The organism is Paenibacillus nasutitermitis (assembly GCF_014641075.1).
In the GTDB taxonomy this organism is placed as follows: Bacteria; Bacillota; Bacilli; order Paenibacillales; family Paenibacillaceae; genus Paenibacillus_Z; species Paenibacillus_Z nasutitermitis.
Window position 1 is genome coordinate 431,550 of record NZ_BMHP01000001.1, and the last position, 13,848, is coordinate 445,397.

Sequence of the window (13,848 nt, forward strand, 5' to 3'; positions counted from 1 at the left end):
GCAGCGTGGGTCCTCTTTGTTTTTGCTATTTGAAAAAAAGGAAATGGGTCGGAAGCGACCGCAGCACTCCATCCGAGGGATGGTTGACCACTCGGCCGTTAAAGACCAGCGTGGAGGAGCCGCCGCCGTCGAGATTATAGCCGTCGATGGCGCCGAAGCGGGACAGCAGAATCTGCATCTCCTCAAGCGTTGCCCCCGAGCTGCCGTTCTCATTGCGCCCGTCAACAACAAGAAACAGAAGCTGGTTATCCTTATAATTGGCGACCGCCGTACGCGGAGCGCGCACCGGGTTGTTTTTCCATTTCTCCGGAATTTTTTGCGTGACCCCGTTCTTCAGCAGCACCGGTACGAAGGAAGCGCCGAATTTAGGTTTCTGCTCGTCAAGCTGCGTTTTATCCACAAATTTTCCGCCAATGAGCTCCATCCGTTCATTCAAGCCCACGAAGAACAGGTCTTTATAGGTAGGTTCGAACCCGCTCAAATACTCTCCGTTCACGACGGTTGTGCTCAGCGGATAACGTTTACCACGGTCATCGGCAAATCCGCCCGCATTAACGCCGGCTACCGCTTTATACCTTTTGACCGCTGCGAGGGTCGTTTCGGAACTGCCGTACTTGTCCTGGCCCAATACCATTTTCATTCCTTTATCCGAATTCAGCTTCACCTTCAACGCATAACCGCTGAAATTCTGGGCTTTAACGGCAAACAGCTGGGCCTGCAAATTATCCGATTTAACGGTCTCCAGCGGTGCCCCGATTTTTTTGGTAATACGGGTATCGTAAATTTTAGCCGGCCGTCCCGACTGGGCGGAAGCCGTTTTGACTATAGAATTCATGCTTTGGTTGGTAGCTTGATAGAGAGCAATCGTTTTTTTCAGCGATTTGGCCGTATCCGCTGCTGTTTGCTTGGCTAGGTCAAGGTCGCCCAGAACCCGGCTGGTCTCCTGAAGTGGAACGGAAGCAGCCGAATTATCCCGGGGAAAAGCGTTATCTGTCAGCGTGAAGGACATGCTGGAGTACAGCATCCAGATCAGCAGACCAATAAATGGCGCACATGTTAACAGACAAAACCGGTTGAACTGTTTAATTGTCATCGTCATTTCAATACATCCAGACTTTTTTGCAATTCGGCCAGTTTTTTCTTCACTTCATTAATCTGTGTATACAGCTGGTTGCTGTTATCGGTTTTGTCATTGGCATTGTCCTTGGTGAATTTCAGCAGCTGGTTGAGGGCGTCCACTTTTCCTTGAACCTTGGTGATCTCGCCGGCAAAGCTTGTCTCCAGCTGTTTGATCCGGTTCTGATAATCCGTCTGCATGGCGCTGATCTGCTTGGCGGTCTGCCGGCTGATTTCCGTTTGCATCTGCGTTTTCATTTTTCCGGTGTACCATATGGCGCCGACCACGCCACTCGCAATAAGAATCATCCAAACGGCCAGAAACAGCGGAAATGTCGACCTTGATCGGCGTTTGATCTGCTCTTGCCGGTTGTATGTAGTGGTCTTGATGTCGGTATTCATTGCTATCAATCTCCTTTTAAACCTTCTTCGAATCTATATTCTAGCATAAAAAAGAGATGGAAGCAGAATAGGCCGCTGAAAAACGTAGACTTAAACCAATGAGAGAATGGTTATGCCCTTGCAGCTGAATGGCAAAAAGACCCGGCGTAGAGGCGGTCAGCATACGCGGGTCAATGTGAATGGAGTATGGATGTTTGTGCCCGGTTGCGCTGCAGTTTTCTCCAGGGCAGAGGGAGACAGCCACCCCTTCTTCTGAAACCAGCCGCTGAAGGCATGGATAGTCGAAAATCCGGTCTTTATGCATGCAAACCGTCAAAGAAAATGGCTATTCTTCTGACGGTTATTCAGCTTTTTACGGCAACCTCTTGTTTGCGCTTGTCCGATTCATAGACCGCTTCAATGACACGAACGACAGATCGGCCGTAATCTCCGGAGCAATAGGGCTGTCTTCCATCCCGGATACAAGCCAGCAGGTCGAGAAACTGGAGACGCATGGGATTTACGGACTCAATTGAAGGCACTTCTTGATATACACCATCCCGGGACAACCAGACGGATTTGTGATTGAGGATCTTAATCATTCCGTGTGTGAATACCAACTCGGTTTCCTCGCTGCCAACACCTTTGTAGCCCGACAAATTCACGGTGCATGGCACGCCCTGAGAAGTCGTCAGCAGCATAGAAGCGCTGCCCTCCACATCGGGATACCCTTCAGCCTCATAGCTTAATATCGCTTTGGCTTGAACAATACGGCTGTCGGTCAGCCACTGGATTTTGTCGATGCAATGTGCGCCCAGATTGGCGACGATTCCCCCGCCCGATTTGGCAGGATCCAGGAACCATGCTGGCCGGTCAGGTGTGAAGTATGAGCAGTGCCGATTGTCATTCACCATAATCAGATTGCCAAGGCGGCCCTCGCGGATCAAAGCTTTGGCGGTCAAATTCTGGGCCAGATACTGCTGGGTATGTCCGACGAAAATGATCAGCCCTTTGCTGTTCGCCAGCTCTATTATTTCACTGCATTCTTCGTCGGACAGCGCCATCGGTTTTTCGAGCAGCAGGTGGCAGCCTTGATTCAGGCAATAAAGGGCCACCTCCCTGTGAAGGAAGTGGGGCAGCGCGATAATAGCGATATCAGGTTTAACTTCCGCAATCATTGCGCGGTAATCCGTATAGGCCTTCAGCCCGAAGCGGTCTGCGCAATTCTGTGCTCTCTCCAGGTTAATGTCTGCGAGAGCGGATGCCTGGATGCCTTCCAACCTGGAGATGGCCTCAAGATGGCTGTCTCCGATACCTCCAGCACCGATAAGGGTTGCCGTAATCGTCATTTGTTCTGAACGCCACCTTTGCATGGAGTGATTTTCGAGGCAAGTATAACATTAGTATCTGAATGAAAAGAAGGACTATATGTTGTCTTTAATTACGAGGTTCTGCTTTTATGCGTCAGTTCAAGTTAGAATAAGGCTCATGAACATCATTTCGTAATTTCAAGGAGGCAATCAAGGATGAATAAAGAGCTTCGTATTGGAATGATCGGTTTGGATACCTCGCATTGCGGTTTGTTTACAGGCCTGCTTAATGACTCCTCCCATCAGCATCATGTATCAGGCGGCAGAGTCACACTTGCCTATCCCGGCGGGTCAGCGGATCTGCACAGCAGCTATTCCCGTGTTGATGGTTATACGGAGGAGATGCGCACGAAATATGGCGTGTCTATGGCAAAAACGATTGAAGACGTGGCTGGGCATTCAGATGCCATCTTCCTTACTTCCGTAGATGGCAGGGTGCATCTTGAGCAGTTCGCGCAAATTGCAAGCTATGGCAAGCCGGTTTATATCAATAAACCCTTTGTATTAAGCTTAAGGGATGCGGAAACGATTTTTGAGTTGGCTGATAAATATAAGACCGCCATCCTGAGCTGCTCCTCGCTGCGTTATTCCGACCCTCTGATCCAAAGTCTGCTGCCGGATGAGCGCGGACAAGTCATTGGCGCGGATTCTTTCTCCTGCATGCCGCTGGAGCCAACGAATCCCGGGTGGTTCTGGTATGGGATCCACGCCGTAGAGATGCTTTATACGGCACTGCCGACAGGCTGCCGGAAACTCCGGTCCTATTCAGACTCCAGAAGCGAACATGTCGTTGGAGTTTGGGAAGATGGCAGAATCGGCACGGTTCGGGGCAACCGGATGGACAATCATGATTACGGGATTACCGTTCACCGGGAAAGCGGTTCGATTGCCATTAATCCTTTGGGAGGCAGCCGGCCTTTTTATGTGAACTTCGTGGAGGAGGTCATGAAGATGTTCCAGACCGGGACAACGCCTCTGGATCCGCAGATCACACTGGAAATAACACGCTTCATGGAAGCTGCGAACGAGAGCCGGATCAGCGGCGCTGAAGTGAAAATAAGGTGACGGAGGATAAGAATATGACAGCACCCCGCATTTGGGATTTATCCAGCCAGCATACACTCTCCCTGCTTCTGGATCCGATAACAGGCGCTCCCAAGTCTTTATCCATCCCAATCCATTCCAGTGCAGCTTCAATGTCGTTCATTGAAACCACCTTGCGCGATGAAGATGATCAGATCCGTTATCGTGCGCAGATCGTGGTGGAATGGACTGGAGACCATTTGCTTGAAATTCCGGCCAATTGGTTCGAGCCGGTGGGATCGCAAGATATGTCCGCTATATTGACCCAATTGACATTGACCTGTTGGGATAGCGGACCGCTTTCGGCTATGCTGACTGTAGACCATCCGGTATGGACTGAACATACGCCGCTCATTCAGGTGAACGAGCGGGAACAGCTGCTGGATGTGTTCACGGCTCCGGGCTTTTGGGAACCTGGCGAGTGGGAGCAAACCTCAGGCGAGGGCGCATTCAAAAAAATGTGGCTGTACGCGCAACTAAGCACCCAGTCCGGGCCTGAACAGTCAGGTTCGGTTGCTTACACGAAGCAGTATGATAGGCCTATTGATCAGTTCCAGGCATTGGTTCTGGGTTTGTCCACCGATGAGCTAGGCGCATTCAGTCTTCAAGTCATGGTGGACGGTGTAAACCGGCTGGTGGTCGACCGCAAGCCGGGAAGCGGATTTGAGGAGCTTCGCGTTGATTTGGCCGGGAAGCTGTTGAATTCCGTTACGATTGGGCTTAGTACGGATCCGGGGCGCGAAACGGGGGAGCAAGAGGGGAAGCTGATCTGTCTCATCTACTGGATTATGCTGGAGAGCCGTGGCGAATTTCCAGCAATAACGAATGAGATCACAGGAAGCGGTGATATCGTGGCGCCGACAGAGGAGGTGCTTGCGGGAGCAGCAGTTTATCCGGTTAAGGAAGCCGGGCTTCATGAGCAAATGCTGCCGGTCGGTTTTTTGTTCGATCGTGAAGGCTTGCTGGCCCTGCGGAAGCGCGTGTTCCAAAAAGGTTCCGAAGCCAGCCGCCTGTTCGGTGAAATTCGGGCTGAAGCAGAAGCCAACTTGAGCTATCGGCCGGAAGATTATCTTGGCACATACATGCCTGTAGACTGGGCAAGGCAGGGCATCGAACGGGCATCCTCCCCTAACAGTGACACTCATCGCTTGTTCAGTACACTCGTATACTCCGCCTTCGCCTATGCCATCGAAGGGGATCTCCGTTTCGGCTTGGCTGCCCGGAGGGCGTTGCTGACCGTTGCCCGGATCAAGCACTGGGCAGCAGGGTTCGTGGCGAGATACCCTGCAGGCTTGCGGGGTTATCGCGCGCCCTTCATTGAATCGCATACCTCGCAGGCAGTTGCATTGTGTTACGATCTGATTTGTCCGCTCCTCACGCCGGAGGAAAGGCGTGAAGTTGAGGATGCCTTATATACGAAAGGCATGATTTGGCTGGATGCCTTCCTCCGTCAGAATGGGGAAGGGTACTTGCTTGGGAGCAACCAAGGAGCTGTATATACGCTTGGATTGTTGTACGCTGCACATGCGGCAGCCCGCAGTCATCCGGATGCAGCGGCAGTCGCCCAGCGTTGGAGCAGTTGGCTGGAACGCATGCTTGCCGGCTATTACCATGCGGACGGCAGTACGAATGAAGGGATGATGTACTGGGAATATACGACCCATTATGCGATTGAATCGCTGTTGATTATTAGCGGCCAGAGCGGTCGTCCCGTCAGCGGGCTGATACCGCCATCAATGGCTCAAACCATGGATTATCTCTCTCATTTACAGTCGCTTGCCTATCCTTCACTACGGTTTCTCGCACTGGGAGATTGCCGCAATGAGGACTTCAATAACCTGGGGCCTTCGCTGCTGTTCTTCTCGCGTTACTTGGGAGATACGCGATCCTTGGCCATGTGGCAGCAGCACTATGCCATCGCACACCCGCCAGGCAATCCTTTCTTCGGGCTCCCGATTGGAACGGGCCAATATACGACAAATGGGCTGCTTACCCTGCTCTTGCTGCAGGATGAGAAGCCTGTGAAGCAGGAACTTCCCAAGCATCGGATATTCGCGGAGACAGAGCGCATACTCTGGCGCACAGGCAGTAATTTCGGAGATAAACTGTTTTTCTTTGAGGGAGGACCGCAATCGTTCGAGCACACCCATTACGACAAAGGCCAGTTCCTGCTTGAAGCGTTCGGCGAAACGCTTGTCGTTGATCCCGGAACGATTACATACAACAGACCATTCTCGACATTATTGAAGGCTTCCAAATTTCATAATGTCGTAACCGTAAATGGCAAGGACCAATCCTACAAGGACCCGTCTCAAGCTGTCGGGATAAAAGCTCTACGGGAAGAACAGGATTATGATTACCTGCATGCAGACCTGACCCATTCTTATCAAGAGCTGTCCGTCTATAACCGCCGGATTCTATTCGTCAGGCCAGACTATTGGCTGTTGTATGACGAGGTTGATGCGATAGAGCCGGGACTGGAGTGGAATTTGCACAGCAAAGGAATGTTCTTCGCGCTGGAACCGGATGGGCGAAGCCTGCATTTTATCGCCCAGGCGCCTCAAGCCGGATTAAGGGTTGCTGTTGCAGCAGACCAGTCATTGACAGCGAAGACAGCAACATATTCCGATGAGGGTGTTGTTCTTAGTCATCACCTTGCCCTTCATACTGGCCGCAGCGCCGCGAAGCTCAGGCTTGCAGCCATACTGTGCCCTTATGCAGGAGAAGATGAGAATGCCGTTAACGCCATAACAATCCAAACAGAGAGCAGCAAGGAAGGGGCGGTGTTTACCGTAAACGGAAGCTTTGGTTCAGATCGGGTCACATGCAGCTTCGAAGACGGCATATTCAGGGTGGAACGCGGCAGCGGGTGCATGATTATCGCTTAACTTCATGTCTATGATTTGAGCCATTCACAAATGGAAAGCTTCCCTTCAATAACACCTACGTTGCCGAAAGGGGGCTTTTATTTACTGTCAGCATATTGGATGGTGAGCCTGATTAAGTATTGTGTATGAAAGACCAAGTAAAGTAGAGGCTCACATTTTTTACAATATATTAAATGTTTGAAGTTCATAGATGTTATGCTATACTCAAAAAAGTTAATGACTGAGGAGGTTATCGCATGCTGCAATTTGAAGTGGATAAAGAATACCCTAGGCCGCAATTTTACCGTTCGTCCTGGTTGAGCTTAAATGGGGTTTGGGAGTTCCGTTTCGACGATGCGTCGGAGGGCGAGCAAGCAGGTTGGCATAAGGATGTTCCGGGAGACCGCAAAATCATAGTGCCTTATACGTATGAAACGAAAGCGTGCGGTATTGGCGAGGAGAAATTTCATCCCGTCGTATGGTACGAACGCGAGCTGGATATTCCTGCGGATTGGAACGGGAAACGCATCAGGCTGAATTTCCAGGCTTCCGACTATTTGACGAAGGTCTGGGTCAATGGAACGTTTGTCGGTCAGCATGAAGGCGGTTACACTGCTTTTTCATTCGACATTACCCATGCTCTGGCGCAAGAAGGCGTTAACAAGGTAGCCGTCCGCGTAGAGGACAATAACAGCTGCAATCTGCCTCGGGGCAAACAGCGCTGGGTGGAGAATAATTTTGGTTGCTGGTATGTACAGACGACCGGTATTTGGCAGAGTGTCTGGCTTGAAGCGGTCGAGCCGCAGTATATCGATTCGGTGAAGATGACCCCGGACGCCGACAAAGGAAGCATTAAATTCGAATACGATGTTCGCGGCTGCGATCAGGCGGAGCATCTTAGCTTAAAGACGCGTGTAACGCTTAAAGGCGCCTTTATCCGGGAAGTACAGCAATCGGTGGACCGCGCCCAGACCACTCTGGAGATCGACCTGTTGAGCGAAAATATTGGCGAGTGGAAATCCGCGCATTTGTGGTCTCCGCACAATCCTAATCTGTATGAGGTGGAATTTACGCTGCTGCGGAACGGGGAAGAGGCGGACTATGTCCGTTCATACTTCGGCGTCCGTAAAATTTCGATTCAGGGATCCGAAGTATTGCTCAATGGAGTGCCTCTCTATCAGCGCCTGCTGCTTGACCAGGGCTACTGGAAGGATACGCATCTTACGGCGCCTTCAGTTGACGCGCTGATTGAGGATATCGATAAAGCGATGGCCTTCGGCTACAATGGCGTCCGCAAGCATCAGAAGCTGGAGGATCCGCGGTTCCTGTACTGGTGTGACCGCAAAGGGCTGCTGGTCTGGTCGGAAATGCCGGCCGCTTATGAGTTTAATGACGATGCCGTGCAGCGCTTTACGCGGGAATGGATGCAGGCGGTTCGCCAGAACTATAATCATCCGAGCATTATTACGTGGGTGCCGTTCAATGAATCCTGGGGAGTCCACAGCATTGCCCAAGACTACAAACAACAGCAGTTCACCGTCGCGATTTATCATTTGACCAAATCCTTTGACGCGATGCGTCCGGTAATTGTCAACGACGGCTGGGAACATACGGTATCCGACATTATTACGCTACATGATTATGAGGAGCGCGGCGAAGCGTTTGCGGCCTGGTATGCAGATAAGGACGAAATATTCAAAAAGTCGTTCAATAGAAGCAAGTATGCGATGGCCAGCGGCTATGAATATAAAGGCCAGCCTATCCTCATCAGCGAATACGGCGGGATTGCCTTCAACTCCGAGGAGGGCTGGGGGTACGGCAATCAGGTGAAAACGGAGGAACAGTTCATTGAGCGCTTCCGCAGTATTACGCAGGCGATCAAGCAGCTGCCTTATGCATGCGGCTTTTGCTACACGCAAATTACCGATGTGCAGCAAGAGGTTAACGGCTTGATGACGATCGACCGCGAGCCCAAAATCGATCCGGAAATCATTAAAGCGATCAATCTGTCCTGAAACTGAAGCAAAATTTCCATAACCGGCCGGTCCGTCATCTTCTTATGACAGCCGGCTGGTTTTTTGTATGAAGCGGACTTGAAAAAAGTAAGTCGATAACAGGAGCTTGAGGGAGCTGGTATCGGGTTTCGCTTCAATGACTTTTTTCGGTATAATAAATGTTGAGGTGAGTAGTGATGGAACCGGTGCTGCATGTTCACCATTTAACGGGCGGATATAGTCCGCGAAAGCCTGTGCTTCATGATTTGTCTTTTGAAGTGCACCCAGGCGAAATGATTGGTTTGATCGGTCTGAACGGGGCCGGAAAAAGCACAGCAATTAAGCATATTCTTGGGCTTATGCAGCCGCACAAGGGCGAAGTCCGCATTCAGGGCCATACCCTGCAGGAGCAGCCGGAGCATTACCGCAGCGCGCTTGCTTTTGTGCCGGAAACGCCGCTGTTGTTTGACGAGTTGACAGTCGAAGAGCATCTGCGTCTGACAGGAATGGCTTACGGCATGGACGAAACCCTCTATAAGGAGCGTACCGAGAACCTGCTGGATGATTTCTACATGACCGGAAAAAGGAGTGCTTTCGCCGCGCATCTGTCCAAAGGGATGCGCCAGAAGGTGATGATCATGAACGCATTATTAGCGCGTCCGGCGCTTTATATCATTGATGAGCCGTTTCTGGGGCTGGATCCCCTCGGAATCCGTTCCCTCCTGGATCAGCTGGTGGAAGTCACCCGTCAGGGTTCGTCAGTGTTTATGAGCTCGCATATCCTGTCGACCGTGGAATCGTACTGCCACCGCTTTATTGTGCTGCATCAAGGCAGAATTATTGCCCAGGGCACGCTTGCGGAGGTTTGCGTGGCAGCGGGTCTGGAGAAAGGCAGGGAGTCGCTGGAGGAAGCCTTCTACCGGCTCGTTGCGGACGGGGGATCACATGGACCGGTCAGTTGAGATGCTTTGGAGCTCGCGTGCGCGCGCTTTCTGGAAAGAGTCGATGCCCTACATAAGCGCAATGGTCCAAAGCGGTGTTCCGCTCGTAACCTCATTTCTGCTCATCGCGGGATTCGCAGGTTATACGACCCTGATTCATCAGGTGGACCAGACGTTTCCTTTTGTCTGGATTGGCGTGCTTGTCCTGACCCCAGTCGTATGCTGGAATCCTTTGCGGACGTGGCTCAGAGAAGCCGATACTGTGTTTCTGGTGCCGCGCGAAGCGCAGATGGGGCGGTATTTGCGGCGCTCGTTCCTCTATAACGGGACGACGGGGCTTATAGGGGCGGCTGCCGTTGTGCTGATTTACAGCCTGCTTTATGTGAAGGGGCCAGGGCTGATAGCCTGGCAGCTGCTGGTGATTGCGGTACTGGCGGTTAAGCTGCTGAATGCGGCAGCGGCCTGGAGGGAAAGACAGTTATCCTGGATCGGCGCGCGGCGCGGCATGCGTGTGCTGCGGTGGATAGCGACTGCAGCGGGGTTGGCGGTGTTGTTGAAGGCACAGCCCTGGATGGGCGCCGTGTACTTCATAGCAGCGGCGGCCGTGATGGCCCTGATCTACCGGGGGCTTAAGCGTTATCCGGTACCGTGGCTGACGCTTATTGCGGAGGAGAACGCCACCAGGCGGAGATTCACTGTTTTTTTCAGCGCATTTGCGGATGTGCCGTCGGAGAATGCGCAAGTATCCACAAGGAAATATATAACCTGGCTTCCTGCCCGGCTGTCATTCAGCAAAGAGAATGCGTTTGCGTATCTATTTGCCCATACCCTCATTCGTACGGAATTGGGTGCAATCGTGCTGAGACTGACCGCCTTCGGCATGATTGCCAGTTTCCTTGCCGCTTATTCGGCGCTTTGGTCGGGGTGGGGATCTGCCGGCGTATGTCTATTATTCCTTTGGCTCGTGGGCACACAGATTGCTTCCTTGGTCCAGTCCCACCGTCATTCCGTATGGCGTCATCTCTACCCGCTGCCGGATGATTCGCGTTTGTCGGCCCTGCTGAAGGTGGACCGCATCGCATTGTTCGTATGCGGCGCGCTGGTATGGCTGCCGCAGGCTATCCTTCTGCCCTTGCGCGGTTATCCAATACCGGCTGCCGCAGCCGCTCTGCTCATCGCCTTGTACGCGCTGGGGCTGCGCCCTTCCCGCATAAAACGAAGCTATATGGGCGAATCGGAAGAGGATTAGGCAATCATCTTGGCCCTTGTGATGGGATCACATGTATATACAGCTTTTTAAAAGCAGCTTTCCTTAGGAATGTTTCCACTTCCATGAGAGCTGCTTTTTTTTATGTTGTGCAGCGCTTGGAGCCGGGATAAGAAGAAATCAACTGATCGGGCAAAGCGTTTCACTTAAACTTGCTTTCTCGCATATACCAAAAATCCGCTAATCTCTCAAGCTATTTGTCTATAACATCTTTGAGATCGAGACATAGAATAAAGTATCTTAAAGGAGAGGCAGGAAAGTGTAAATGAAAAAGTTATACGTCAAGAATTACAAATCAATTGTACGCAATTCTCGCGGTAAAGTGAATTTGAAGGGGAAAGTTACCATCAAAGGCTGCGGAGGCAGCGATGTTGGGGGCGTCGGCGACAGAAATAGAAATGATGACTGCAGCAGAGGCTTTCGCGGACCTTCGCTCAAACAGCGCCTTTGCGGTTGGGCAGAGGCCAGTACGCTCGTCACCGTCAGTGTTGACCACACAATCTTAAGAGGCCGCGTTATCAGCGTGGATGATAACGGATTTGAAATGACCATCACTCACGGACGTGAAGATTGCAATGATGGCAACCGTTCGCGATTCGACCAGTTCCCGGCCGGAGCTATCGTCTTTATTACTTTCCGAAATGTCAATGCCATCGCAGCTGGCATCCGCTAATCATTGGAATGCAGAAAAAGAGAGAAGCGCAGATTGCGCTCCTCTCTTTTTTGGTAAAAGGAGAAATCCGCAAATCTATGAAGTTATATGTCTATAGAATCCTGCTTGCTTTTGCATAGAATATTGTAACTTGAAGGAAAGGACGGTACCGGAATGAAAAAAGTATTCGTTAAAAATTATCATTCACTTATCCGCAAAGCCCCAACCAAAATAAAAGTAAGCGGCAAAGCAACCATTAAATGCTTTGGCTTTGGCTTTGGTTATGGCCGTATGCCTTATTTCGGAAATTACGGCAACAATGCCTATGCCAATCCATTTATGCAGAGAGAAAAAGTCGAGCAAGGCCCCTGCAGGAACGGATTTAACGGGCCGACGCTTAAGCAGCGTCTATGTGGTTGGGCAGAGGCCAGTACCCTTGTCACAGTCAGTGTTGATCATGCCATCTTAAAAGGGCGCATTATCAGCGTCGATGACAATGGCTTTGAAATGACCATCACCAACGAGCGAAAGCGTCGTGACAAATCCCATAAAAGTTCGCGTGAACAGATTTTCCCGGCGGGATCCATCGTCTTTGTTACCTTCAGGCAGCTTAACGCCGTAGGGGCAGGTGCATGCTAAAAGCTCCGGCTCGTCAAAAAGGAAGCACCAGGCGGCGCTTCCCTTTTGACTTAGCCATAAGTGCCCTGGCGGAGACAATCTTTACATAAAAAAAAGCAGAGCCCGGGTGGAGTCCACTACGGGCCCTGCATATTGATCCTGCTGTTAACTGCTGGTGACAGCGACATCCTGCACAGCTTTATATATCGTATCAAAAAGCTCTTCAAGATCTGCCTGCTCAATACAGGAGAAAGCCACGCGCAGATCTGTTTCGCCCAGTGCAATCGTCCCTACGCCGTATTCCTCCAGCAGTTTGGTGCGCACTGTTTCGGCGCTGATTCCGCTTAGTTTCAGGCACATGAAGTAGCCGGAGTTGAAAGGATAATAGGACCACACCTTGCCATAGCGTCCGCTGTCCAGCAATTCTTTTACCCGATTGGCACGGCCTTTCATAATGGCAGCCTTCTCCGCCTTCTGAGAGTTGAATTCCGGCGATTGAAGCGCCCGCAATACGAAGGTTTGAGACGGATGCGGTCCGCTGGAGATGGTGGCGCGGATAATGCCGAGCGTTTTCTGCTCCAATGCCCCAAGCAGGGCAGCCGAAGGGGAGGCGTAAGTAATGAAGCCGACGCGGAAACCCCATACATATTCTTCTTTGGTTGCTCCATCGACTTTAACAGCCAATACTCGCGGATGCAGGTCGGCTAACTGGCCGAACAGCGATTCATGCATGGAATCCTCGAAGAACAGACCGAAATAGGCATCGTCCGTAACCGCTACAACATTCACACCTGCTTCCGCCGCATCGCGGATCGCGGCAACGATCTCCGCACCTTCCGCCGCGCCAGGTGTATAACCGGTCGGGTTGTTGGGGAAATTCAGGATGACGATCGCTTTGCCTTTATCTTTCTGCGCCAGAAGCGCTTGCCTGAGGCCTTCGCTATTGAAACGATCCTGCTCGTTATACAGCGGATATTCCACCATTTCCGCACCGCGGCGGATGCCGAAGGTCAGCTCGTAATTTTCCCAGTTTTTGTCGGGGATAATGATGGCATCGCCGGAATCTGCGAACAAGTCCGCCACGATGCTCAGGCCATGCGTAAGCGCATTGGTCACGATCGGATTGCTGATGGTTTTGGCCTTGATTGACGGGTTCTCTTCCACCATCTTGCTGCTCCACGCACTGCGCAGTTCAGGTTTGCCTGCAGGCGGCGCATATTCATAAATGTCCTTCGGATTATACGCGGACAGGGTGTCTTGGATGACCTTCAGATGCATCGGTTGTCCGTCTTCAATGGCGATTCCAATCGTTGCATTATATTTCTTCGCCTTTGCTTTTGCTTCGGCCGATTGGCTCAAAATGCCTTCCTTCGGGAAATAGATGGCTCTGCCGAGGGAGGACAGCATCGCATACACGTTAGCATTTTCGCGTTCAATCGTCTCGTTCAACTGCCTGGCAAGTGGGTTCATGGAATACATTCATCCTTCCAAAATATCATTCAACCGTCCAAGAGGAACGGAAGTCTTTTAGCTGATATTATATCACTTTTGGCGAGGCT

At 51.4% G+C, this 13,848-nt stretch carries 11 protein-coding genes; 7 read left to right on the forward strand and 4 right to left on the reverse strand.

Translation table 11 applies throughout. The features are described from left to right. Nucleotides 1–25 precede the first annotated feature (25 nt). From IEY46_RS01830 to IEY46_RS01840, 3 genes are all read right to left on the reverse strand, one after another. Nucleotides 26–1,099, reverse strand: coding sequence for a phosphodiester glycosidase family protein (locus IEY46_RS01830; protein ID WP_188988574.1), 1,074 nt, complete (start codon nucleotides 1,097–1,099; stop codon nucleotides 26–28). After that, nucleotides 1,096–1,518 carry a PilN family protein gene (locus tag IEY46_RS01835; protein ID WP_188988576.1) on the reverse strand — a complete coding sequence of 141 codons (423 nt, stop codon included), beginning with the start codon at nucleotides 1,516–1,518 and terminating at the stop codon, nucleotides 1,096–1,098. Before IEY46_RS01835 ends, IEY46_RS01830 begins: the two co-directional genes overlap by 4 nt. 344 nt (nucleotides 1,519–1,862) lie before the next feature. Beyond that, on the reverse strand, nucleotides 1,863–2,846 hold the full coding sequence (locus IEY46_RS01840) for a Gfo/Idh/MocA family protein (RefSeq protein WP_188988578.1): 984 nt from the start codon (nucleotides 2,844–2,846) through the stop codon (nucleotides 1,863–1,865). Between the two features lie 177 nt (nucleotides 2,847–3,023). Here IEY46_RS01840 and IEY46_RS01845 point away from each other — a divergent pair, with 177 nt between their 5' ends. The 7 genes from IEY46_RS01845 to IEY46_RS01875 all read left to right on the forward strand — a co-directional run bounded on the left by IEY46_RS01845 (nucleotide 3,024) and on the right by IEY46_RS01875 (nucleotide 12,310). Next, the gene (locus tag IEY46_RS01845) at nucleotides 3,024–3,932 is read left to right on the forward strand and encodes a Gfo/Idh/MocA family protein (protein WP_188988580.1); all 909 of its coding nucleotides are present in this window, start codon (nucleotides 3,024–3,026) and stop codon (nucleotides 3,930–3,932) included. A gap of 14 nt (nucleotides 3,933–3,946) precedes the next feature. Next, nucleotides 3,947–6,838 carry a heparinase II/III domain-containing protein gene (locus IEY46_RS01850; protein WP_188988582.1) on the forward strand — a complete coding sequence of 964 codons (2,892 nt, stop codon included), beginning with the start codon at nucleotides 3,947–3,949 and terminating at the stop codon, nucleotides 6,836–6,838. Nucleotides 6,839–7,074: 236 nt separating this feature from the next. Next, entirely contained in the window at nucleotides 7,075–8,832 is a 1,758-nt protein-coding gene (locus IEY46_RS01855; protein WP_188988584.1) for a glycoside hydrolase family 2 protein, read from the forward strand. Nucleotides 8,833–9,008: 176 nt separating this feature from the next. Continuing rightward, on the forward strand, nucleotides 9,009–9,773 hold the full coding sequence (locus IEY46_RS01860; protein ID WP_188988586.1) for an ABC transporter ATP-binding protein: 765 nt from the start codon (nucleotides 9,009–9,011) through the stop codon (nucleotides 9,771–9,773). Beyond that, entirely contained in the window at nucleotides 9,757–11,001 is a 1,245-nt protein-coding gene (locus IEY46_RS01865) for an ABC transporter permease (protein WP_188988588.1), read from the forward strand. The genes IEY46_RS01860 and IEY46_RS01865 overlap by 17 nt, the downstream gene beginning before the upstream one ends. Nucleotides 11,002–11,284: 283 nt before the next feature. Beyond that, on the forward strand, nucleotides 11,285–11,692 hold the full coding sequence (locus IEY46_RS01870) for a hypothetical protein (RefSeq protein ID WP_188988590.1): 408 nt from the start codon (nucleotides 11,285–11,287) through the stop codon (nucleotides 11,690–11,692). Nucleotides 11,693–11,845: 153 nt separating this feature from the next. Then, the gene (locus tag IEY46_RS01875; protein WP_188988592.1) at nucleotides 11,846–12,310 is read left to right on the forward strand and encodes a hypothetical protein; all 465 of its coding nucleotides are present in this window, start codon (nucleotides 11,846–11,848) and stop codon (nucleotides 12,308–12,310) included. 144 nt (nucleotides 12,311–12,454) lie between these two features. Here IEY46_RS01875 and IEY46_RS01880 read toward each other — a convergent pair whose 3' ends face one another. Continuing rightward, nucleotides 12,455–13,759 (reverse strand): aminotransferase class I/II-fold pyridoxal phosphate-dependent enzyme, encoded by a 1,305-nt coding sequence (locus IEY46_RS01880; RefSeq protein WP_188988594.1) that lies wholly within the window; start codon nucleotides 13,757–13,759, stop codon nucleotides 12,455–12,457. Nucleotides 13,760–13,848 lie beyond the last annotated feature (89 nt).

Excerpts from the sequence above, each read along its gene's own strand:
- IEY46_RS01865 (WP_188988588.1), top strand. The coding sequence starts at position 9,757 with ATGGACCGGTCAGTTGAGATGCTTTGGAGCTCGCGTGCGCGCGCTTTC.
- IEY46_RS01850 (WP_188988582.1), top strand. The coding sequence starts at position 3,947 with ATGACAGCACCCCGCATTTGGGATTTATCCAGCCAGCATACACTCTCC.
- IEY46_RS01830 (WP_188988574.1), bottom strand. The coding sequence starts at position 1,099 with ATGACGATGACAATTAAACAGTTCAACCGGTTTTGTCTGTTAACATGT.
- IEY46_RS01845 (WP_188988580.1), top strand. The coding sequence starts at position 3,024 with ATGAATAAAGAGCTTCGTATTGGAATGATCGGTTTGGATACCTCGCAT.
- IEY46_RS01875 (WP_188988592.1), top strand. The coding sequence starts at position 11,846 with ATGAAAAAAGTATTCGTTAAAAATTATCATTCACTTATCCGCAAAGCC.
- IEY46_RS01880 (WP_188988594.1), bottom strand. The coding sequence starts at position 13,759 with ATGAACCCACTTGCCAGGCAGTTGAACGAGACGATTGAACGCGAAAAT.
- IEY46_RS01870 (WP_188988590.1), top strand. The coding sequence starts at position 11,285 with ATGAAAAAGTTATACGTCAAGAATTACAAATCAATTGTACGCAATTCT.
- IEY46_RS01835 (WP_188988576.1), bottom strand. The coding sequence starts at position 1,518 with ATGAATACCGACATCAAGACCACTACATACAACCGGCAAGAGCAGATC.
- IEY46_RS01840 (WP_188988578.1), bottom strand. The coding sequence starts at position 2,846 with ATGACGATTACGGCAACCCTTATCGGTGCTGGAGGTATCGGAGACAGC.
- IEY46_RS01860 (WP_188988586.1), top strand. The coding sequence starts at position 9,009 with ATGGAACCGGTGCTGCATGTTCACCATTTAACGGGCGGATATAGTCCG.
- IEY46_RS01855 (WP_188988584.1), top strand. The coding sequence starts at position 7,075 with ATGCTGCAATTTGAAGTGGATAAAGAATACCCTAGGCCGCAATTTTAC.